Annotated in this window: 22 protein-coding genes; 8 read left to right on the forward strand and 14 right to left on the reverse strand. The window is 61.1% G+C overall.

Annotation, left to right across the window (positions count from 1 at the left end; translation table 11 throughout):
- Positions 1-258: 258 nt before the first annotated feature.
- From cueR to A462_RS30615, 3 genes are all read right to left on the reverse strand, one after another.
- Positions 259-660, reverse strand: a complete 402-nt coding sequence (cueR, locus tag A462_RS30625; protein ID WP_008430758.1) for a Cu(I)-responsive transcriptional regulator — start codon at positions 658-660, stop codon at positions 259-261.
- Positions 657-2,858 carry a heavy metal translocating P-type ATPase gene (locus tag A462_RS30620; protein WP_008430759.1) on the reverse strand — a complete coding sequence of 734 codons (2,202 nt, stop codon included), beginning with the start codon at positions 2,856-2,858 and terminating at the stop codon, positions 657-659. The genes cueR and A462_RS30620 overlap by 4 nt, the downstream gene beginning before the upstream one ends.
- A 183-nt stretch (positions 2,859-3,041) precedes the next feature.
- A complete protein-coding gene (locus A462_RS30615; RefSeq protein ID WP_003211148.1) occupies positions 3,042-3,422 on the reverse strand; it encodes a hypothetical protein in 381 nt (126 codons plus the stop codon).
- A gap of 147 nt (positions 3,423-3,569) precedes the next feature.
- Between A462_RS30615 and A462_RS30610 the strand changes: the two genes are divergently transcribed.
- Together A462_RS30610 and A462_RS30605 are read left to right on the forward strand one after the other, a co-directional pair.
- On the forward strand, positions 3,570-3,770 hold the full coding sequence (locus A462_RS30610) for a heavy-metal-associated domain-containing protein (RefSeq protein ID WP_003211150.1): 201 nt from the start codon (positions 3,570-3,572) through the stop codon (positions 3,768-3,770).
- Between the two features lie 87 nt (positions 3,771-3,857).
- Entirely contained in the window at positions 3,858-5,051 is a 1,194-nt protein-coding gene (locus tag A462_RS30605; RefSeq protein ID WP_003211152.1) for a multidrug effflux MFS transporter, read from the forward strand.
- Between the two features lie 6 nt (positions 5,052-5,057).
- On the opposite strand, the gene A462_RS30600 is transcribed toward A462_RS30605, so the two are convergent.
- From A462_RS30600 to A462_RS30590, 3 genes are all read right to left on the reverse strand, one after another.
- A complete protein-coding gene (locus A462_RS30600; RefSeq protein ID WP_003211153.1) occupies positions 5,058-5,237 on the reverse strand; it encodes a hypothetical protein in 180 nt (59 codons plus the stop codon).
- Between the two features lie 145 nt (positions 5,238-5,382).
- Positions 5,383-6,396: a zinc-binding alcohol dehydrogenase family protein gene (locus tag A462_RS30595; protein WP_003211156.1), complete on the reverse strand. Its 1,014-nt coding sequence runs from the start codon at positions 6,394-6,396 to the stop codon at positions 5,383-5,385.
- 27 nt (positions 6,397-6,423) lie between these two features.
- Positions 6,424-6,717, reverse strand: a complete 294-nt coding sequence (locus tag A462_RS30590) for a putative quinol monooxygenase (protein ID WP_003211158.1) — start codon at positions 6,715-6,717, stop codon at positions 6,424-6,426.
- A gap of 117 nt (positions 6,718-6,834) precedes the next feature.
- Here A462_RS30590 and A462_RS30585 point away from each other — a divergent pair, with 117 nt between their 5' ends.
- Both A462_RS30585 and A462_RS30580 read left to right on the forward strand, forming a co-directional pair.
- Entirely contained in the window at positions 6,835-7,764 is a 930-nt protein-coding gene (locus tag A462_RS30585) for a LysR family transcriptional regulator (protein ID WP_008430766.1), read from the forward strand.
- Between the two features lie 138 nt (positions 7,765-7,902).
- Positions 7,903-8,595 carry an ArsR/SmtB family transcription factor gene (locus A462_RS30580; RefSeq protein WP_008430768.1) on the forward strand — a complete coding sequence of 231 codons (693 nt, stop codon included), beginning with the start codon at positions 7,903-7,905 and terminating at the stop codon, positions 8,593-8,595.
- Here A462_RS30580 and A462_RS30575 read toward each other — a convergent pair.
- The gene (locus tag A462_RS30575; RefSeq protein WP_008430770.1) at positions 8,592-9,545 is read right to left on the reverse strand and encodes an adenosine deaminase; all 954 of its coding nucleotides are present in this window, start codon (positions 9,543-9,545) and stop codon (positions 8,592-8,594) included. The genes A462_RS30580 and A462_RS30575 overlap by 4 nt on opposite strands.
- Before the next feature lie 194 nt (positions 9,546-9,739).
- Between A462_RS30575 and A462_RS30570 the strand changes: the two genes are divergently transcribed.
- Positions 9,740-10,828, forward strand: a complete 1,089-nt coding sequence (locus A462_RS30570; RefSeq protein ID WP_003211166.1) for a calcium:proton antiporter — start codon at positions 9,740-9,742, stop codon at positions 10,826-10,828.
- 155 nt (positions 10,829-10,983) lie between these two features.
- On the opposite strand, the gene A462_RS30565 is transcribed toward A462_RS30570, so the two are convergent.
- The 3 genes from A462_RS30565 to A462_RS30555 form a co-directional block, all read right to left on the reverse strand.
- A complete protein-coding gene (locus A462_RS30565) occupies positions 10,984-12,342 on the reverse strand; it encodes an 8-oxoguanine deaminase (RefSeq protein ID WP_008430773.1) in 1,359 nt (452 codons plus the stop codon).
- A gap of 146 nt (positions 12,343-12,488) precedes the next feature.
- Positions 12,489-13,175 carry an SDR family oxidoreductase gene (locus tag A462_RS30560; RefSeq protein ID WP_008430775.1) on the reverse strand — a complete coding sequence of 229 codons (687 nt, stop codon included), beginning with the start codon at positions 13,173-13,175 and terminating at the stop codon, positions 12,489-12,491.
- Positions 13,176-13,201: 26 nt separating this feature from the next.
- Positions 13,202-13,552 (reverse strand): MerR family transcriptional regulator, encoded by a 351-nt coding sequence (locus A462_RS30555; protein WP_003211171.1) that lies wholly within the window; start codon positions 13,550-13,552, stop codon positions 13,202-13,204.
- A gap of 83 nt (positions 13,553-13,635) precedes the next feature.
- Between A462_RS30555 and A462_RS30550 the strand changes: the two genes are divergently transcribed.
- Entirely contained in the window at positions 13,636-14,028 is a 393-nt protein-coding gene (locus tag A462_RS30550) for a hypothetical protein (protein ID WP_008430778.1), read from the forward strand.
- Between the two features lie 302 nt (positions 14,029-14,330).
- Here A462_RS30550 and A462_RS30545 read toward each other — a convergent pair whose 3' ends face one another.
- The 4 genes from A462_RS30545 to A462_RS30530 form a co-directional block, all read right to left on the reverse strand.
- The gene (locus A462_RS30545) at positions 14,331-14,912 is read right to left on the reverse strand and encodes an IMPACT family protein (RefSeq protein ID WP_008430780.1); all 582 of its coding nucleotides are present in this window, start codon (positions 14,910-14,912) and stop codon (positions 14,331-14,333) included.
- A 12-nt stretch (positions 14,913-14,924) separates the two neighbouring features.
- A complete protein-coding gene (locus A462_RS30540) occupies positions 14,925-15,584 on the reverse strand; it encodes a TetR/AcrR family transcriptional regulator (protein WP_003211175.1) in 660 nt (219 codons plus the stop codon).
- Between the two features lie 87 nt (positions 15,585-15,671).
- Positions 15,672-17,066: a uracil-xanthine permease family protein gene (locus A462_RS30535; protein ID WP_008430782.1), complete on the reverse strand. Its 1,395-nt coding sequence runs from the start codon at positions 17,064-17,066 to the stop codon at positions 15,672-15,674.
- Between the two features lie 86 nt (positions 17,067-17,152).
- On the reverse strand, positions 17,153-18,073 hold the full coding sequence (locus A462_RS30530) for a LysR family transcriptional regulator (protein WP_008430784.1): 921 nt from the start codon (positions 18,071-18,073) through the stop codon (positions 17,153-17,155).
- 127 nt (positions 18,074-18,200) lie between these two features.
- Here A462_RS30530 and A462_RS30525 point away from each other — a divergent pair, with 127 nt between their 5' ends.
- The gene (locus tag A462_RS30525) at positions 18,201-19,550 is read left to right on the forward strand and encodes an aspartate aminotransferase family protein (protein WP_008430786.1); all 1,350 of its coding nucleotides are present in this window, start codon (positions 18,201-18,203) and stop codon (positions 19,548-19,550) included.
- Positions 19,551-19,589: 39 nt separating this feature from the next.
- On the forward strand, positions 19,590-21,083 hold the full coding sequence (locus A462_RS30520) for a CoA-acylating methylmalonate-semialdehyde dehydrogenase (RefSeq protein ID WP_003211182.1): 1,494 nt from the start codon (positions 19,590-19,592) through the stop codon (positions 21,081-21,083).
- Positions 21,084-21,249: the final 166 nt, after the last annotated feature.

The following is a 21,249-nucleotide window of genomic DNA, read 5'->3' on the forward strand; positions in this document are numbered from 1 at the left end:
TCGGCACTCGCGCGTCCCCGGTCCTGCCACAGCGYCAGGCRAYTCGYGCGGCAGACGATGCGCCACCGAGCAAAGCGTCGGAAGAGCCGCCACCGCCGCCCTGGATGCAGTGATCCAACGGCGAGTGGATATCCAAATGTGGGAGCGGGCTTGCTCGCGAAAGCGCTGGTTCAGTCAACTGATGTATTGACTGACACTCCGCATTCGCGAGCAAGCCCGCTCCCACATTAGGTTCCGTGCATGCCTGGTTAAACTTGCTCAGGTGCAACAACTGCCCGACGCCAACTCCTTGAGAATCGGGCAATCCGGCCGATGATCGCCCTGGCAGTGTTCCACCAGGTCCTGCAACGTGTCGCGCAACTGCCCCAACTCGAGGATCTTCTGGTTCAGCTCATCGATATGCTGGCGGGCCAGCGCCTTGACGTCGGCACTCGCGCGTCCCCGGTCCTGCCACAGCGTCAGCAACTTGCCGACCTCTTCCAGGGAAAACCCCAGGTCCCGCGAACGCTTGATAAACGCCAGGGTGTGCAAGTCATCGGCGCCATAAATGCGGTAGCCGCTGTCGGTGCGATGGGCGGCTTTCAGCAAGCCGATGGACTCGTAGTAACGAATCATCTTCGCGCTCAGGCCGCTTTGGCGTGCTGCTTGGCCGATGTTCATGGACGCTCGTCCTCCAGGTCCTTGGGTTTCCAGGTTTTCAACAGCAGTGCGTTGCTCACCACGCTGACACTGGACAGGGCCATGGCCGCGCCAGCCACCACCGGGTTGAGCAGGCCGAACGCCGCCAGCGGAATGCCGATCAAGTTATACACAAAGGCCCAGAACAGATTCTGTCGAATTTTCGCATAGGTCTTGCGGCTTATTTCCAGGGCTGCCGGCACCAGCCGTGGGTCGCCGCGCATCAGGGTAATGCCTGCCGCGTGCATCGCCACGTCGGTACCGCCGCCCATGGCGATGCCGATGTCGGCCGCGGCCAGGGCCGGTGCGTCGTTGATGCCGTCGCCGACCATTGCCACCACGCCGGTCTTTTTCAGCTCGGCGACGGTAGCCGCCTTGTCCGCAGGCAACACCTCGGCGTGCACGTCATCGATGCCCAGGGCTTCGGCGACCACGCGGGCGCTGCCACGGTTATCGCCGGTCAGCAGGTGGCTGCTGATATGCCGAGCCTTGAGTGCCTGTATCGCCTGCAGGGCGCCCGGTTTAAGCGTGTCACCGAAGGCAAACAAACCCAGCACGCGGGGCTGCGGGCCTTGCTCGATCAGCCAGGACAAGGTGCGGCCTTCGGCCTCCCACGCACTGGCCGAGTCGGCGAGATCACCGGTGCTCAAGCCGGTTTCTTCCAGCAGGCGACGGTTGCCCAGCGCCAGTTGCCGGCCATCTAGGGTGCCTGCAATGCCACGCCCGGTAAGGGACTGGCTGGCGCTGACATCCGCGACGTTCAAACCTTGTTCGGCACAGGCATCCAGCACCGCCTTGGCCAATGGGTGTTCACTGCCGCGCTGCAGCGCGCCGGCCTGTTGCAGGAGCGCCCCTTGATTGCCGTCAATGGCGGCCAGGTGCGCAATTTTTGGTGCGCCGGAGGTCAGGGTGCCGGTCTTGTCGAACACCACGGCGCTGACTTCATGGGCGCGCTCCAGGGCTTCGGCGTCCTTGATCAGGATGCCGTGGCGGGCGGCAACGCCGGTACCGGCCATGATGGCGGTAGGTGTGGCCAGGCCAAGGGCGCATGGGCAGGCGATCACCAATACGGTCACCGCATTGATCAGCGCGACCTCCAGCGGTGCGCCATACAGCCACCAGCCGACCAGCGTGGCCAAGGCCAGCACCAGCACCACCGGCACGAACACCTGGCTGACTTTATCCACCAGTTTCTGGATCGGTGCCTTGGCGGCCTGGGCGTCCTCCACCAGGCGGATGATCCGCGCCAGCACGCTTTCCGCGCCGAGGGCCAGGGTACGCACCAGCAGCCGGCCTTCGCCATTGATGGCGCCGCCGGTGACTGCGTCGCCAGGCTGCTTCGGCACCGGCAGGCTTTCACCGCTGATCAAGGCTTCGTCGGCGTGACTTTGGCCTTCGACCACTTCGCCGTCCACCGGGAAGCGTTCGCCGGGTTTGACCAGCACCAGGTCATTCAGCTTGAGGGCGGTGATGGCGACGTCCTGCTCGCGGCCGTCGATCACCTGAATCGCCCGTTCCGGACGCAAGGCTTCCAGAGCGCGGATGGCACTGGCGGTCTGGCGCTTGGCGCGGCTTTCCAAATATTTGCCCAGCAGCACCAGGGCGATCACCACCGCCGAGGCTTCGAAATACAGGTGGGGCATTGTGCCGGCGGACGCCGTGAGCCATTCATAGATACTCAGGCCGTAACCGGCGCTGGTGCCGATGGCGACCAACAGGTCCATATTGCCCGCTCCGGCGCGCACGGCTTTCCAGGCCGCGATATAGAAGCGCGCACCGAAGATGAATTGCACCGGGGTGGCCAGGGCAAATTGCACCCAGGCCGGGAGCATCCAGTGCAGCCCGAACGGTTGCACCAGCATCGGTAGCACCAACGGCGCGGCGAGCAGGATTGCCAGCAGCAGCGACCAGCGTTCATGGCTCAGGCGTTGTTCCTGGCTGGCCTGTGTGGCGGTTTCGCTTTGGGGCAGGGTGGCGGTGTAGCCGGCCTTGTCGACGGCGGCGATCAGGACGCCGGGGTCCATCTGGCCGAGCACTTCAATGTGGGCGCGTTCGTTGGCCAGGTTGACGCTGACACGTTGCACCCCGGGCACTTTGCCCAGTGCCCGTTCAACCCGCCCGGCGCAGCTGGCGCAGGTCATGCCGCTGATCGGCAGGTCGAAGGTGGTGGATCCGTTCATGGGCAGTACTCCAGGAGAGATTGCCCCTAGGATCAACCTTGACCTGTGGGGAAGGTCAAGGCGCTTTTTACTGTAGGAGCGAGCTTGCTCGCGAAAAGCTTGAGGGCGCCGCGTTTATCCAGGATGAACGCGTCATCGTTAACGTTTTTCGCGAGCAAGCTCGCTCCTACAGGTTTTCGGGGCTTAGTATTCCAGTGCGGCCGGTTTCAGGTACATGCCGTCCGGCCCTTGCGCGATACGCAACTTGCGCACGTCACCCGCCTTCAACGTAATGTTTTGCGCCGGTGGCGCGAGCATGCCCGGCAAGCAACCCTGGGATTGCCCCGGTAACAACTTAAGGCGCAACGACACATTCCCGGCCGGCAAGTTGAAGGAGGTGGCCTGCTCCTGGAACAGCCGCCCGGCCAACTGGTCCTGAATGTACAAGCCAATCTCGCAGTTGGTCGGCACTTCCAGGCGCTCCCGGGAAATGATCAGCACCGCATAATCTTCATCTGCGCTGGCCGGTGGCACAGCAGCAAACAAGCCCATCAGGCTGACAAGGCCAAAAAATGACCAGCGCATGGCGAATTCTCCGAGGTTCACATCGTGGATAAGTGCAGCTTGGCCGAGGGCGCGAATGAATGCCAGCCCGGCCGATGTTTTCAGAACTTGACCTTGCCATCGTGGCAAGGTCAACACTGCGGGCAACCTCATTAAAGGAGTCATGTCATGCAAGTATTCAGCGTTGAAGGAATGACCTGCGGCCACTGTGTCCGCTCGGTAACCCAGGCGGTGCAGGATAAGGACCCGGCGGCCAGCGTGCGCGTCGACCTCGCGACAAAGGAAGTCGGCGTGGAAAGCAGCCTGCTGTCGCCGGCAGAGGTGATCAACCTGATCAGTGAAGAAGGCTACAGCGCCAAGCTCGCCTGACTTTTTGAATAGTTAGCGAGCTAACTTAATGTTCAAGGCACCCGAGCCCGGCTAGACTGTTGGGCTGCCGACTCACCTGGGTGCCTGATGAACCTTCGTATAATCCTGATCTTGGGGGCCTTGAGCGCGTTCGCGCCGCTGGCCATCGACTTCTACCTGCCGGGTTTCCCGGCCATGGCCGTGGCATTCGGCACCGACGAAAAACATATTCAGCTGACCTTGGCCGTGTACTTCACGGGCCTGGCAATCGGCCAGTTGATCTATGGACCGCTGGCAGACCGTTTTGGCCGGCGCGGGCCGCTGCTCAGCGGTGTCACCCTGTTTACCCTGGCTTCCTTCGCCTGTGCGTACGCGCCGTCCCTGGAATGGCTGATCGGCGCGCGTTTCGTCCAGGCCCTGGGCGGCTGCGCGGGCATGGTGATCTCGCGGGCGGTGGTCAGCGATAAATGCGACGCGGTGGGCTCGGCCAAGGTGTTTTCCCAACTGATGCTGGTCACCGGGCTGGCGCCGATCCTCGCGCCGCTGGCGGGCGGGGTGATGGTTGGGGTGTGGGGCTGGCAGTCGATCTTCCTGGCGCTGACGGCGTTCAGTGTGATGGCGGCCATTGCGGTAGCAGTCGGGCTGCCGGAAAGCTTCCCGGCCCATCAACCGCGCCAGCCGCTGTCAGGCGCACTGCGCCAGTACGGCCGGTTGCTGTCGGACCGGGTGTACCTGGGCTATGCCTTGACCGGCGGCATCTCGATTGCCGGTATGTTTGCCTACATCGCGGGCTCGCCCTTCGTCTTTATCAAGCTCTATGGCGTGCCCGCCGAACACTATGGCTGGGTATTCGGCTCGAATGCCGCGGGCTTTATCCTGGTGGCACAGGTCAATGCGCGTTTGCTCGCGTCGCGTGGCCCGGCATTTTTGCTGTCGCGCACGGTGTGGGTTTACCTGGCGGCGGGTCTGTCATTGCTGGCAATTACTGCGCTGCGTACGGACGCTTTGTGGCCACTGCTGGTACCGCTGTTTATCTGCATCGCCAGCCTGGGCTGCATTTTGCCCAATACCTCGGCCTGCGCCATGAGCGGGCAGGGCGCTCGGGCGGGCAGCGCGTCGGCGTTGCTCGGCTGCATTCAGTTTGGTGTGGCCGCAGGCGCAGCGTCGTTGGTCGGCGTGCTGCACGACGGCACGGCGATGCCGATGGCAATGGTCATCAGCTTGTGTGGCGTATTGGCCGTAACGTTCGCGATGCTGACCCGGCGCCTGCAGCGCCAACGGGCACTGCAAGCGGCGGACTGATCAGGATCAGCCAGCAGAACGCTGCTGGCTTTCGGGGAATCGGTGAGGCGCCTGGATACGGGTTTGCAGGGTGTCGGCAAACGCGCGGGCCTCGGCCTCACTGCGGAAGGTAAAGGCGTTCTGGTCGAGACGGACCTGCCATTTGTTGCCTTCGGATCTTGCTAGCGCTTTTATCAGGATCTTCATTGCTGACTTCCTCACGTAAATTGCGTGGCAAAGGCGGCCAATATAAACCCGAATACGCTCACAAATATGACAAGGATCAAGTCTCTGACTAGCGGTGTCGTCCATTGCTCACATGAATAACAGACGACACTGACAGAACCTTTCGTTAGAACCCTTCCAGCACGATCTTGCCCTTGGCCTTGCCGCTTTCCAGCAGTTCGTGGGCACGGCGCAGGTTGGCCGCGTTGATCACGCCAAAGTGCTCGCCCACGGTGGTTTTCAGAGTACCGGCGTCGATCAGTTCGGCGACGCGATTGAGCAGGTTGTGCTGCTCGATCATGTCGCTGGTCTCGAACATCGAGCGGGTGTACATGAACTCCCAATGCAGCGACAGGCTCTTGCGCTTGAGCTTGCTTACGTCCAATGCCTTGGGATCGTCGATCAGCGCCAGTTTGCCCTGGGGAATCAGCGCTTCCACCAGTTGGTCCAGGTGCTGGTCGGTCTGGGTCAGGCTGGCGACGTAGTTCACCTGCGGATGGCCGGCGTTTTTCAGCTCTTCGCTCAACGGTTTGCTGTGGTCGATCACCAGGTCGGCGCCCAGGTCCTTGGCCCATGCCTGGGTTTCAGGACGGGAGGCGGTGCCGATGACTTTCAGGCCGGTGAGCTGTTTCGCCAGTTGGGTCAGGATCGATCCCACACCACCCGAAGCACCGACAATCAGCAGGCTCTGGCCTTCATCGGCCTTGCCTTCACGCACTTGCAGGCGTTCGAAGAGCAATTCCCAGGCGGTGATGGCGGTCAGCGGCAGTGCAGCAGCGTCGGCAAAACCCAGGGTTTTCGGCATATGGCCGACGATGCGCTCATCGACAGTGTGCAGTTCGCTGTTGCCGCCGGGGCGTACCAGGGAGCCGGCGTAGAACACCTTGTCGCCGACCTTGAACAGGCTGACTTCGCTGCCCACGGCCTTGACCACACCGGCCACGTCCCAGCCCAGCACTTTGGCCGCGCCGTTTTCCGGGGCGACGTTCTGGCGCACCTTGGTGTCCACCGGGTTCACCGAGATGGCTTTGACTTCCACCAGCAGGTCGCGGGGGCCGGCGACCGGTTCGGGCAGTTCGATGTCTTGCAGGGATTTTGGATCGTTGATCGGCAGTGCGGCGTAGTAGGCGATGGCTTTCATGATGGTTTCCAAAAAGGGGGCGGTTGATCAGGCAATAAACTTCAGGCGCTTGAGTTCGAAATGCTCAAGCACGTCGGCAGCCTTGGTGCGGAAATTCTGGATATGCGCGCTCTGGTCGTGGTCGGCCAGCGCGGCGTCGTCACTCCAGCGTTCGAGCATGTAGAAGGTCTCGGGGTGTTGCAGGTCCTGGTGCAGGTCGTACTGCTGGCAGCCGGCTTCGATGCGGGTCGGTTCCAGCAGCTCGCGCAGCAGGGTTTCCAGGGTGGCCTGTTGGCCGGGTTTGGCGATCAGCGTGGCGATGACGTTAAAGGCAGCAGACATATTCGACTCCAGACACGTGATGAACGGGATGGACAGATGATTGGCTATTTCTCTGGAAGATAAAACCCGCTAAAAGAGCAGTCTCTTTCAATGCTTTTTTGATAATGGGCGGTCGGCGTGCTGCGTTTTGATGACTTGCAGTTGTTTGTGCGTGCGGCAGACCTGGGCAGCCTTTCGGCGGCAGCACGGGTGATGGACATGTCGGCGGCGGTGGCCAGCGCGGCGTTGAAGCGCATCGAGCAGCAGTTGGGCGCACGGTTGTTGGCGCGTTCCACCCGCAGCCTGCGCCTCACGGCCGAGGGCGAAGGCTTCCTGGAGTACGCCCGGGCCGCCTTGAGCAGCCTGGATGAAGGCCGGCGGTTGTTGGCCAGCGGCCAGGATCAGGTCAGCGGGGTGCTTCAACTCTCGGCGCCGTCGGACTTTGGCCGTAACCAGTTGTTGCCCTGGCTCGATGAGTTCCAGCGCGAATACCCCGACCTGAGCGTACGCCTGTTGTTGGGCGACCGGATTGCCGACCTGTTCCGCCAGCCGGTGGATATCGCCCTGCGCTACGGCGAACCCGAAGACTCCAGCCTGATCGCGTTGCCCATCGCCCCGGACAACTGCCGCGTGCTCTGCGCTGCTCCCAGCTATCTGGCGCGGCACGGCGAGCCGCGCCACCTGGAGCAACTGACCCAGCACAATTGCCTGCTGTACATGCTCGGCAGCCGGGTGCATGACCATTGGGGGTTTAACGATGGCAAGCGTGATGTCGGCCTGACGGTGACGGGCGACCGCTTCAGTGATGATGCCGATGTGGTGCGACGCTGGGCGGTGGCGGGGGTAGGTATCGCCTACAAGTCCTGGCTGGATGTCAGCTCGGATGTGCTGGCGGGGCGCCTGCGGCTGATCCTGCCGGAGCTGCGGGGCGAACGTACGCCGCTCAATCTGTTGTGTGCCCATCGCGCGCAACTGAGCAAGCCGATCAATCTTCTGCGGGAAATGCTCGTTGCCCGTTGTGCGATATTGACTGCGCAATTGCCGGAGCGATCAGCCTCTACACCATAACCCCGGGGATATCGGGAAATTTCCTTCAGCTTCTGTCCTTGGTTGCGCTGTAAGACGGCACGGAACCCGGCGTTTTCACGCTTATACTTTTCCGCCAGACGCAGCAGACAAATGATTCAACAGGGAGTGAATGAGCACATGGAACAGGCACCTTGCATCAGTCAGATCGCCACCTTGCTGGCCGACCCGAAACGCACCGCGATGGTGTGGGCATTGATGGACGGCTCGGCCAAACCCTCCGATGAGTTGGCGACACTTGCCGGGCTGTCATCGGCCTCGGCGAATGCGCATCTGACGCGATTGACGGCCGGTGGCCTGTTGCGTGTCGAAGCCCGCAGCGGCAAACGCTTTTTCCGGGTGGCCGCCGCCGATGTGGCGGCCGCCGTGGATGCATTGGCCTGCACCACGATGGCCAGCGTCGCCCGCAGCACGCCCATTCATTCGCGGTCATTGACTGCGCCTGCGGCTTTACGGCGAGCGCGGCTGTGCCATGGTCACCTGGGGGGCGAGCTGGCAGCGGGTTTGTATCAACGGATGATGGCGGCCGGGTGGATCGAGCGCGCGGAACAGCGTACGGACGTGACGCCGTCAGGTGCGCGCAAACTCGCAGCGCTGGGGATTTTTACCCAGGCACTGGCTCAGCCGATCGTGTGCGATTGTTTTGATTGGAGCGAACAGCAGCCACACCTGGGCGGTGCGTTGGGGGCCGCGTTGTTGCAGTTGTGCCTGCAGTCGAACTGGGTCAGCGTGATCAATGAGTCCCAGGCGTTGCAGGTCAGTGAAGCCGGGCAACTGGAAATTGCCCGGCTCGCCAGACCGGTCGGTGATTAAGGCTTGACCAACCGTGCATCCAGGCTGTTTTGCGCCAGGCGTTTGGCCTGGTCCTGGGTCATGCCCAGCGAGGTGTACAGCGCATGGAAGTTCTCGGTGACATAACCGCCGAAGTACGCCGGATCGTCCGAGTTCACCGTCACTTTCACCCCACGCTCAAGCATGTCGAGGATGTTGTGCTGGGACATGTCGTCGAACACGCAGAGCTTGGTGTTGGACAACGGGCACACCGTCAGCGGGATCTGTTCGTCGATGATCCGCTGCATCAGGCGCTCGTCTTCAATGGCGCGTACGCCATGGTCGATACGCTGGATCTTCAGCAGGTCGATGGCTTCCCAGATGTACTCCGGCGGGCCTTCTTCACCGGCGTGGGCGACGGTCAGGAAACCTTCGTGACGGGCACGATCAAACACGCGCTGGAACTTGCTCGGTGGGTGGCCCATTTCCGAGCTGTCCAGGCCCACGGCAACAAACGCATCACGGAATGGCAGTGCCTGGTCGAGGGTTTTTTCGGCCTCTTCTTCGCTCAAGTGGCGCAGGAAGCTCAAGATCAAACCGCTGGTGATGCCCAGTTGTTGCTCGCCGTCTTTCAAGGCGGCGGCAATGCCGTTGAGCACCACTTCGAACGGTACGCCACGGTCGGTGTGGGTCTGTGGGTCGAAGAACGGTTCGGTGTGGATCACGTTCTGCGCCTTGCAGCGCAGCAGGTAGGCCCAGGTCAGGTCGTAGAAATCCTGGGAAGTGCGCAGTACATCGGCGCCCTTGTAGTAGAGGTCGAGAAACTCTTGCAGGTTGTTGAAGGCGTAGGCCTTGCGCAGGGTTTCGACGTCGTTCCACGGCAGCGCGATCTTGTTGCGTTCGGCCAGGGCGAACAGCAGCTCAGGCTCCAGCGAGCCTTCCAGGTGCAGGTGCAATTCAGCCTTGGGCAGGGCGTTGAGCCAATCGTACATTTATAAATTCTCATCAGGTGCAATGGCGGCATTCTACAGGCGCACGCCGAAATAATCGGCAAAACCTGACCAAGCGGTAAGCATCCACAGGCACCGTGCAAGCAGTGCATGAACTAAGGTGTAACGAAACGTTAGCGGCGCGGTGCAGTCTGTACCCCATCAATGACGGATTCGCCGCGTTCAAAAGGCCTGCAATGCTCACATCTATCAAGCAAGAAAAATTCATGCTGCTGGCGCTGATTGCCGCCATCGCTGCCTACCCGCTGGAGCACTGGATGCTGCACAGCGGGCAGATGGTGGCGCTGTTGGCTGGCATAGCGCTGATCGGCTTTATCGTCGTGGCCTCGATGCGCGTGGCCCATCACGCCGAGCAACTGGCGGAAAAGGTCGGCGACCCCTACGGCACCATGATCCTGACCCTCGCCGCCGTGCTGGTGGAAGTGGTGATCCTGGCGATCATGATGAGCAACGAGCCCTCGCCGACCCTGGTGCGCGACACCATTTATTCGGCGGTGATGCTCGACATCAACGGCATCCTCGGCCTGGCCGCGCTGATGGGCGGTATCAAGCATGGCGAACAGTCCTACAACGACGATTCGGCGCGCACCTACAGCGTGATGATCCTTACCGCCATGGGTGTGTCGATGGTGGTGCCGGAATTTATCCCCGAGGCCGACTGGAAAATTTACTCGGCCTTCACCATCGGCGCGATGGTAGTGCTCTACACGTTGTTCCTGCGGATGCAGGTGGGGCCCCACAGTTATTTCTTCAGCTACAGCTACCCGGAAAAACGCCGCAAGAAACAGCCGGAAGAAGAGTCGCCGCCGATCAACCTGGCGTTTTCCATCGGGACGTTGGTGTTTGGCGTGATCGTGATTGGCGCGTTGGCCGAGGTGATGTCCAAGACCCTCGACCTGGGCCTGGAAGGAACGGGTGCCCCACCTGTGATCACGGCGATCATCGTGGCCGCGATTTCCGCCGCCCCGGAGATTTTGACGGCGTTGCGCGCAGCGCTGGCCAACCGCATGCAGTCGGTGGTGAACATCGCGCTGGGGGCTTCTCTGTCGACGGTGATTTTGACCGTACCGGTGATGGAAGCCATGGCCTTGTACACCGGCCAGCCGTTTCAGATGGCGATGACGCCGGTGCAGACCGTGATGGTGTTTATCACGTTGATTGTCAGCGCGATCAACCTCAACGATGGCGAAACCAACGCCATCGAAGGGATGACCCATTTTGTGTTGTTTGCGACGTTTATCATGCTGTCGCTGCTTGGACTGTAACCAATCCTGAAAACACCGCAGAAATAATTGTGGAAACCGGGCTTGTGTGGGAGCGGGCTTGCTCGCGAATACGGAGTGTCAGTCGCCAGATATGTTGACTGACCCAACGCATTCGCGAGCAAGCCCGCTCCCACATTTGAAAAGTGTTTCTTCAGTTAAGTCCGGTTGATCAGTTCCCGCGCCGCCTGGCTGTGATCGGCAATCAAGCCTTTCAGGTCCAATCCTTCGACCTGCCCGTCGATCACCCGCCATTTGCCGCCGACCATCACCCGGTCCGCTCGGTCGGCGCCGCACAGCAGCAGCGCCGAGATCGGGTCATGGCTGCCGGAGAAGCGCAGTTCATCAAGCTTGAACAACGCCAGGTCGGCCTGTTTGCCTACGGCCAGTTCGCCGATGTCGCTGCGACCGAGTAACTGCGCCGAACCTTTTGTCGCCCAACCCAACACCCGTTCCGGGGTGATCTTCTCTGCCCCGTAACGCAGGCGCTGGATGTACAGGGCCTGGCGCGTTTCGAGGATCATGTTCGACGCATCATTGGACGCCGAACCGTCCACCCCCAGGCCAATCGGTGCGCCGGCGGCCAGCAGGTCCAGCGTTGGGCATATCCCGGAAGCCAGGCGCATGTTCGAGCTCGGGCAATGGCAGATACCGGTACCGGCAGCTCCGAGGCGTGCGATTTCTTCAGGGTTGAAGTGAATCCCGTGGGCCAGCCACGTGCGCGGGCCTAGCCAGCCGACGCTGTCGAGGTAATCCACGGTGCGCAGGCCGAAACGCTGCAGGCAGAAGTCTTCTTCGTCGAGGGTTTCCGCCAGGTGGGTATGCAGGCGCACGTCGAGGTTGTTGGCCAGCTCGGCGCTGGCTTCCATGATTTGCGGGGTGACGGAAAACGGCGAGCAGGGCGCCAGGGCGATCTGGATTTGTGCGCCGTCACCGCGCTCGTGGTACTGGCGGATCAGGCGGCGGCTGTCTTCCAGAATCACTTCGCCTTGCTGCACGGTTTGTTGCGGTGGCAGCCCTCCGTCGGCCTCGCCCAGGCTCATGGAGCCGCGGGTGAGCATGGCGCGCATGCCCAGATCGCGCACGCTGTCGACCTGCACGTCGATCGCCTGTTCCAGGCCGTCCGGGAACAGGTAGTGGTGGTCTGCCGCCGTGGTGCAGCCCGAGAGCAGCAGTTCGGCCAGGGCCACTTTGCTCGCCAGGGCGAGTTTTTCCGGGGTGAGTCGGGCCCAGACCGGATACAGGGTTTTCAACCAGGGAAACAGCGGCTGGTTGACCACCGGCGCCCAGGCGCGGGTCAGGGTTTGATAGAAGTGATGGTGGGTGTTGATGAGTCCAGGAAGGACGACATGCTCACGGGCATCGAATACTTGCCCACAGGGCACGGCGGGTTCTTGGCCCCAGCCCAGCACTTCGGTGATCACACCGTCTTGCAGCACCAGGCCGCCACGGGCGTCGAGGCCATTGGCAGTGAAAATCGCGAGGGGGGTTTTTAACCAGATACGGGTCGCAGGCATTGGCCGGCTCCTCTGAATGATGGGTTCAGGTTTGCCAGCTCAGTGTTGCCCTGTCTGCTGATCCAGGGTCGCCGGGGAGGGCGAGGTGCGCAGTTTACGTGTGGATCGTTATCGACGGCAATCGGCCGATAACGATCCCGGTTTTTTTACCAGGCGATGGTGTCGCCCTTGTAGTCCACAAAGTGATGGCCGCCCTTGCCGGTGTAGGCATTCACCTGGTCAACCAGGCCGCGCACGCTGGTGGGCACGTCGATGTGGGCGTTTTCGCCACCCATGTCGGTTTTCACCCAGCCCGGGTGCAACGACAGAACGGTCAGTTTCTGATCGCCCAATTGGGTGACGAAGCTGTTGGTCATGGAGTTGAGGGCGGCCTTGCTGGCCTTGTACAGCGCCAGATCCGAGCCGTCGGGAATGGTGACACTGCCCAGGATCGAACTCATGAAGGCCAGCACGCCGGTGCCTGGGCGGATCTGCCCGACAAAACGCTGGGCCAGGTTGATCGGCGCCACGGCGTTGGTGAAAAACAGTTGGCCGACTTCAGCCAGGGTGGCGTGGCCCGGTTCCTGGTTGGCCGGGCCTTTGACACCTGCGTTGACGAACAGCAGGTCGAAGGTTTTTTCCTTGAGGCGCTGGCTGAGGGCGATTACCGCCTGCTGGTCATCCATGTCGAGCTTTTCGATCTGCACATCGCCCAAGGCCTTCAAGGCATCGGCCTTTTGCGGGTCGCGCACGGTGGCGGTCACGTCCCAGCCGTCCGCCAGCAGTTGCTTGGCCAGGCCAAGGCCCAGGCCCCGGGAGGCGCCGATAATCAGTGCGGTTTTTGAAGTGGACATGAATGGCTTCCTTTGACGGTGGAGGTTCACGGGTTCAGTGGACAACGCTGGCCGAGCCTTTGCTGCAACTCCTGGCGCAGTTGGTCGAGTTCGGCGATGCGGGTTTCGATCAGGTTGAGCTTGTCTTGCAGGAGCTGGGTCACGGCGCTGTCGGGGTCTGGAGCTTGCCATAATGCGCCGACGCTGTTGCCGATCTCACCCAGGCTGAAGCCCAGGCGCTGGGCGGTCTTGATGTACAGCACCAGTTGCACCATGTCGGCGGGGTAGTCACGGTAACCGTTGGCACTGCGTTGCGCGGCAATCAGCCCGCGTTGCTCGTAGAAACGCAGGGTGTCGCGACTGACCTGGCTGGCCTGGGCTAATTCGCCGATACGCATGTAGAGGGCTCAAGGGGGCTTGACCCTGGAGCATACTCCAGGCTTTAGCCTGCTGGCTTCTTGAATTTAAGGAGCTTACGGCTATGTGGACTGCACACCAATACCGTCGACTGGTTCGGGCCAGCGGTTGGTACGACCTGATTGTCACCGCCGCACTGGTCACACCCTGGACGTTTGTCCTGCTGCATAACGCCCTGGTGGCGTTGAACCTGCCCGGCGAGCTGCCGCCGTTCGCGCCTGTGCATATGTTGATGGCGAACCTGATGGGCTCGATTGTCTGCGTGTGGTCGGTGCTGCGAATCCGCGACCCACAAGCGATCTTTGGCCGCTACGACGCCGCCGGCCGAGTGCTGTTTGCCACCTGGCAGATCTACGCGCTGGCCCATGGTGCCAGTACTGTATTGGTGATTGTCGTGGTGTTTGAAGTGCTGTGGGCGGTGGCTCAGTTGATACCGGTGCGCCGAGCAGCAAGTTGATCAAAAAATGCTCAGTTGTGCCGGAACGTTGCAGGCTCTGCTGCGGGGTCACTCTTGCACGGGTTATCCACAGGTTGCTCCACAGTAATTGTGCGCAAGCGTGACCGGTGGATATAAGCGCTGTGGCCCTTTGTTCTAAAGGACATAACCCGCCTAACTGACTGTTTTTGAGCTGGATTAATACTTTCGTGCAGTGCCTTGAACAAAAACTGTACAACCGTCTGAAACCCTTGTGACAGAAGGGTTACAGGCGAGTGTGCTCAGGTTATCCACAGGCAGGTGCACAGTAGATGTGGGCAGTTTCAGCGCTCCAGCAGAATGCGCCCGCGACTCAGGTCGGCGAGCTGCGCTTGCAGGGTGTCGATATGTGCCTCGCCGAGGGCCAACTGCAGGTCGACGCCATTGGCGGTGAAGGTTTCTTCCCTCACCAGCCCACCCAGTTCGGCCACTCGCAGCTTCACCAACTGCAGCTCGGCAAAACCACAGGAGCAACTCAGCGGCACCCGTTTGATCAGCTCGACGCGTTCGGCGGCTTGCAGGCATTTGTTCGCGCCGCCGCCATAGGCGCGGGCCAGGCCGCCGGTGCCCAGTTGGATGCCGCCGTACCAGCGGATCACCAGCACCACGACCTGGTCGCAATCCTGCGCTTCGATCGCGGCCAGGATCGGGCGCCCGGCCGTGCCGCCGGGTTCGCCATCGTCGTTGCTGCGGTATTGATCGCCGAGTTTCCAGGCCCAGCAGTTGTGCGTGGCGTTCAGGTCGCTGTGCTGGTCGATGAAGGCCTGGGCGTCCTGGGGGCTGCTGATCGGGGCGGCGAGGGTAATGAAGCGGCTTTTGCGAATTTCTTCGCGAAACTCGCAAAGGCCGGTAAGCGTGAAAGGCATGGGTAACTTCGTTTAGAGGGCCGGCTTGATGCCACAGCCTTTGAGAATGATGTGGATAAGGTTGGTGCCGGCGTCTTCCATGTCCTGCTTGGTCAGCTTGGTGCGCCCGGTCACGCGGCAGATCTGGGTGGCAAAGTCGGCGTAATGCTGGGTGCTGCCCCACAGCAGGAAGATCAGGTGCACCGGGTCGATAGGGTCCATCTTGCCGGCGTCGATCCAGGCCTGGAATACCGCCGCACGGCCGCTGAACCAGGCGCGGTAGTCCTGGCTGAAATATTCGGTCAGGCACTCACCGCCGCTGATGATCTCCATCGCGAAGATCCGCGAGGCTTGTGGCTGGCGCCGGGAGAATTCCATCTTGGTGCGGATATAGCGGGTCAGGGCGGCCGCCGGGTCATCCTCGGCGGTCAGGGTGTTGAAGGTGCTGTCCCACAATTCGAGGATGTTGCTGAGCACCGCGATGTACAGGCCCAGCTTGTTGGTGAAGTAGTAGTGCAAGTTGGCTTTCGGCAACCCGGCACTCGCCGCGATGGTGTTCATGCTGGTGCCTTTGTAGCCATGACGGGCGAACTCGTCTTCGGCGGCCTGCAAAATCGCTTGTTCGTTCTTTTGGCGAATGCGGCTTGCAGGTTTTCCGGCGTGGTTGCTGTGGGCAGGAACTTCGAGGCTCATGGAGGTTTCCGTGCAGATCGATGAAGGCGACGTGTGCACAGATAACCCACCCTCAAGCCCCAGACAAGTCCCGATACGATAAAACCCTTAAAGCGGCTCCGGAGTGTCGCTTTCCAGGGTCCGGTTTGCGGCATCCACGGGAGCCTTGGCTTCAGGTAGCAGCAGGCACAATACGATGGCGGTCAGGCCGCCGCTGGTGATGGCCGAGTCGAACAGGTTCTGCACCAGGGTTGGCATCAGGTGCAGCAGGTTCGGTTGCGCCGCGATCCCCAGGCCGACGCCGAACGAGGTGGCGATGATCAGCATGCTGCGCCGATCCAGCGGGGCCTGGGCGAGAATGCGCACGCCGGCCGCCGCTACGCTGCCGAACATCACCAGGGTTGCGCCGCCCAGCACCGGCTTGGGGATTTGCTGCAGCACCGCACCAATCAACGGAAACAGCCCGAGGCAAAACAGTACCGCGCCGATGTACAAGCCGACGTAACGGCTGGCCACGCCGGTCAGCTGGATCACGCCGTTGTTCTGGGCGAATGTGGTGTTGGGAAAGGCACTGAAGGTGGCTGCGATCATGCAACTGATGCCATCTCCCAGTACGCCACCCTTGAGTCGGCTTATATAGGAAGGGCCGCTGATGGGCTGGCGGGCGATCATGCAATTGGCAGTGAGGTCGCCGACGGTTTCGATGGTGCTGATCAGATAAATCAGTGCTACCGGCAGGAAAGCGCTCCAATCGAAGTTGAAACCGAAGTGGAACGGTGTAGGCAGGCTGATCAATGGCAAATCAGGCAAGGCTTGGGGCACCAACTTGCCGCTGAACCAGGCGGCGAGGCTGCCCAGTGCGAGGCCGATGATGATGGCGGAGAGCCGTACCCATGGCGTGTTCGAGCGGTTGAGCAGGATGATGGTCAGTACCACGAACAGGCCGAGTGCCAGGTTGGTTGGCGCGCCGAAGTCCGGGGCATTGAAGCCGCCTCCAAGGTCAGTGATGCCGACCTTGATCAGGCTGATGCCGATCAGTGTGATGACGATGCCGGTCACCAGCGGCGTGATTACCCTTTTGAGCTGACCGATGAAACGGCTCAACACGACCTGCACTGCGGCGCCGAAGAAGCAGATACCGAAAATCATCGCCAGGATGTCTTCCGGGCTGCCGCCGCGTTGCTTGACCAGAAACCCGGCCGACAATACGGCGCCGAGAAACGCGAAGCTGGTGCCTTGCAGGCAGATCATCCCGGCGCCAATGCCAAACGGCCTGCGCGCCTGGATGAAGGTGCCCACACCGGAAACCATCAATGCCATGCTGATCAGGTAGGGCAGGTGGGCGGTCAGGCCCAGGGTAGAGCCGATGATCAGCGGCGGGGTGATGATGCCGACGAAGGCAGCCAACACATGCTGCAACGCGGCAAGCAATGCAGGCAAAGGTTTGGGCCGATCGTTGAGGCCGTAGATCAGGTCGCTGGGGGTGTTGGATTCTGGCGGCATGGCGGGGAACTCATGGCTGACGGTTCGAGATCCCCTTGTCTTGCAAAAAGCTGTCCAGTTGCTCAGGTTTTTATGTAAGGCCCGTGTTAGCGCGTTGCGGCCAGACTTTCGAGGAAGCTTTCCAGCACCAAATGAGGGCGACGGCCCTTGCGCGTGACCGAAGCGAGGCTCAAATCGTAAAAACGTGTAGCCGGTTTCAGCGCGCGCAGTCGGCCTTGTTGTACCCACAGGCTGGCGTAGTGGTCGGGCAGGTAGCCGATGTAGCGGCCGGTCAGGATCAGGAAGGCCATGCCCTCGCGGTCCGAGGCACTGGCGGTGCAATTGAGTGCCTGGTAGTGCGCCTGGATATCCGCGGGCAGGCGGAAGGTTGGGGCGATGGCGTCCTGGCTGTTGACGCGGTCGTCGTCCAGTTGCTTGTCGTCGGCGTAAAACAGCGGGTGGCCCACTGCGCAATAGAGCAGCGAGCGTTCGCTGTACAGCGGCTGGTATTCAAGTCCCGACAAGGCGCTGGCCTGGGGGACTACGCCGACATGCAGGCGACCGTCGAGCACCCCTTGTTCGACTTCATTGGGGGCGATCATGCGGATCTGGATCTGTACGTCCGGGCCGCGTTCCTTCAACTGTGCCAGGGCGTGGGTGATACGCATGTGGGGCAGGGTGACCAGGTTGTCGGTCAGGCCGATGATCAGCTCGCCGCGCAAGTGTTGGTGCAGGCCGTTGACCTCGGTGCGAAAACTTTCCAGGGCGCTGAGCAGCTGCAGTGCCGAATGGTAAACCTCGCGTCCTTCCTCGGTCAGGGAAAACCCCGCCCGCCCGCGTTGGCACAGGCGCAGGCCAAGGCGCTGTTCAAGATCGCTCATTTGCTGGCTGATGGCCGAGCGGCCAATCCCCAGTACGGTTTCCGCCGCCGAGAAGCCACCGCACTCCACCACGCTGCGAAAGATGCGCAACAGGCGGATATCGAAGTCGCTGACTTGGGCCAGTGGGTCGGGTCGACGGCTGCTCATAGTTTAGTGAAGGCCTGACTGAAGGTTAGAAGAGTTGGATTTCACCGACTTTATCCCCGTGGCAATTTAGCTGCAACAACGCTTTTCGAATCCCTACGCTGCCTTTTTGCCTTGCGAGGTTTTGCTCATGAACATGCCCGAAAACGCTCCGTCCACCCTGGCCAGCCAATTGAAGCTGGACGCGCACTGGATGCCGTACACCGCCAACCGTAACTTCCATCGTGACCCGCGCCTGATCGTGGCGGCCGAAGGCAGCTGGTTGACCGATGACAAGGGGCGCAAGGTGTATGACTCGCTGTCGGGTCTGTGGACCTGCGGCGCCGGGCACACTCGCAAGGAAATCCAGGAAGCGGTCTCCAAGCAGTTGGGTACGTTGGACTACTCGCCGGGCTTCCAATACGGTCATCCGTTGTCGTTCCAGCTGGCAGAAAAGATTACCGACCTGACCCCGGGTAACCTGAACCATGTGTTCTTCACCGACTCCGGCTCCGAGTGTGCCGATACCGCGGTGAAGATGGTGCGTGCGTACTGGCGCCTGAAAGGCCAGGCGACCAAGACCAAGATGATCGGCCGTGCCCGTGGTTATCACGGCGTGAACATCGCCGGTACCAGCCTGGGCGGCGTGAACGGTAACCGTAAGATTTTTGGTCAGGGGCTGATGGATGTTGACCATCTGCCTCACACCCTGCTGGCGAGCAATGCGTTCTCCCGTGGCATGCCGGAGCTGGGCGGGATTGCCTTGGCGGACGAGCTGCTCAAGCTGATCGAGTTGCACGATGCGTCGAACATCGCTGCGGTGTTTGTTGAACCGATGGCGGGCTCTGCCGGCGTGCTGGTTCCGCCGCAGGGTTACCTGAAGCGTCTGCGTGAGATCTGCGATCAGCACAACATCCTGTTGGTGTTCGATGAAGTGATCACCGGCTTCGGTCGTACCGGTTCGATGTTTGGTGCTGACAGCTTCGGTGTGACCCCGGACCTGATGTGCATTGCCAAGCAAGTCACCAACGGCGCGATCCCGATGGGCGCGGTGATTGCCAGCACCGAGATTTATCAGACGTTCATGAATCAGGCGACGCCTGAGTACGCGGTGGAGTTCCCGCACGGCTACACCTACTCGGCCCACCCGGTTGCCTGCGCGGCTGGCTTGGCGGCACTCGACCTGCTGCAGAAGGAAAACCTGGTGCAGAGCGTGGCCGAAGTCGCACCGCATTTCGAGAATGCGCTGCACGGTTTGAAGGGCAGCAAGAACGTGATCGACATTCGTAACTATGGCCTGGCCGGTGCGATCCAGATTGCCCCGCGTGATGGTGATGCCATCGTGCGTCCGTTCGAAGCGGGCATGGCCTTGTGGAAAGCCGGCTTCTACGTGCGCTTTGGCGGCGACACCCTGCAGTTCGGCCCAACCTTCAACAGCAAGCCGCAGGACCTGGATCGCTTGTTCGATGCGGTCGGCGAAGTGCTGAACAAGATCGACTGATTTCTCCTTCTATATAGAGCAACTTTTCAGGAGCCCTGCATGAGCCTCATCCAGCATTTGATCAACGGCCAATTGGTCACCGAAAACGGTCGCACTGCCGACGTGTACAACCCGTCGACTGGCCAGGTGATTCACCAGGTGCCGTTGGCCAGCCGTGAAACCATTCAAAGCGCCATCGATTCGGCCAAGGCAGCTTTCCCGGCCTGGCGTAACACGCCACCGGCCAAGCGTGCCCAGGTGATGTTTCGTTTCAAGCAATTGCTTGAGCAGAACGAAGCGCGTATCTCCCAGCTGATCAGCGAAGAGCATGGCAAGACCCTGGAAGATGCGGCCGGTGAGCTCAAGCGCGGGATCGAGAACGTGGAGTACGCGTGCTCGGCGCCGGAAATCCTCAAGGGCGAGTACAGCCGTAACGTTGGCCCGAATATCGATGCCTGGTCTGACTTCCAGCCGTTGGGTGTGGTGGCCGGTATTACGCCGTTCAACTTCCCGGCGATGGTGCCGTTGTGGATGTATCCGCTGGCGATCGTCTGCGGTAACTGCTTCATCCTCAAGCCGTCGGAGCGTGATCCAAGCTCGACGCTGCTGATTGCACAGTTGTTGCAGGAAGCTGGCTTGCCTAAAGGCGTGCTGAGTGTGGTGCATGGCGATAAAGGCGCGGTGGATGCGTTGATCGAAGCGCCGGAAGTCAAGGCGTTGAGCTTTGTCGGCTCGACGCCGATCGCCGAGTACATCTATTCCGAAGCCACCAAGCGCGGCAAGCGTGTACAGGCGTTGGGCGGGGCGAAGAACCATGCGGTGCTGATGCCGGATGCGGATCTCGATAACGCTGTCAGTGCCTTGATGGGCGCGGCGTATGGTTCGTGCGGTGAGCGTTGCATGGCGATCTCTGTTGCCGTGTGTGTCGGCGACCAGGTGGCTGACGCATTGGTCGCCAAGCTGGTGCCGCAGATCAAGGCACTGAAGATTGGTGCGGGCACCACATGTGGATTGGACATGGGGCCGCTGGTCACTGGCCAGGCGCGCGATAAAGTCAGTGGCTATATAGAGGACGGCGTTTCTTCGGGTGCTGAGTTGGTCGTCGATGGTCGTGGCCTGAGTATTGCCGGTAATGAAGATGGCTTCTTCCTGGGGGGCAGTTTGTTCGACCGCGTGACCCCGCAGATGCGCATCTATAAAGAAGAGATCTTCGGGCCGGTGCTGTGTGTGGTTCGGGTGAACAGCCTGGAAGCGGCCATGCAGTTGATCAACGATCACGAGTACGGCAACGGCACCTGTATCTTCACCCGTGACGGTGAGGCGGCGCGGTTGTTCTGTGACGAGATTGAAGTGGGTATGGTTGGCGTCAACGTGCCGTTGCCGGTGCCGGTGGCTTATCACAGCTTTGGTGGCTGGAAGCGCTCGCTGTTTGGCGACTTGCATGCCTATGGGCCGGATGGGGTGCGGTTCTATACGCGTCGCAAGGCGATTACCCAGCGCTGGCCGCAACGGGCCAGTCATGAGGCGTCGCAGTTTGCCTTTCCTAGCTTGTAGGTTCGGTAAGTAGAAGGCCGGCCCCTTGGGGCCGGCCTTTGCTTTTCAGGGCTTTTTTGACCGATATGACAGTATTGTGAAAAAAGGTGTTGACGGCAGATTCTGGAAGTCTATAATTCGCCCCACTTCCGGCGCAGTCGAAACGGAAAACTCCTTGGTAAACAAA

It is taken from the genome of Pseudomonas sp. Ag1, from assembly GCF_000278565.1.
In the GTDB taxonomy this organism is placed as follows: Bacteria; Pseudomonadota; Gammaproteobacteria; order Pseudomonadales; family Pseudomonadaceae; genus Aquipseudomonas.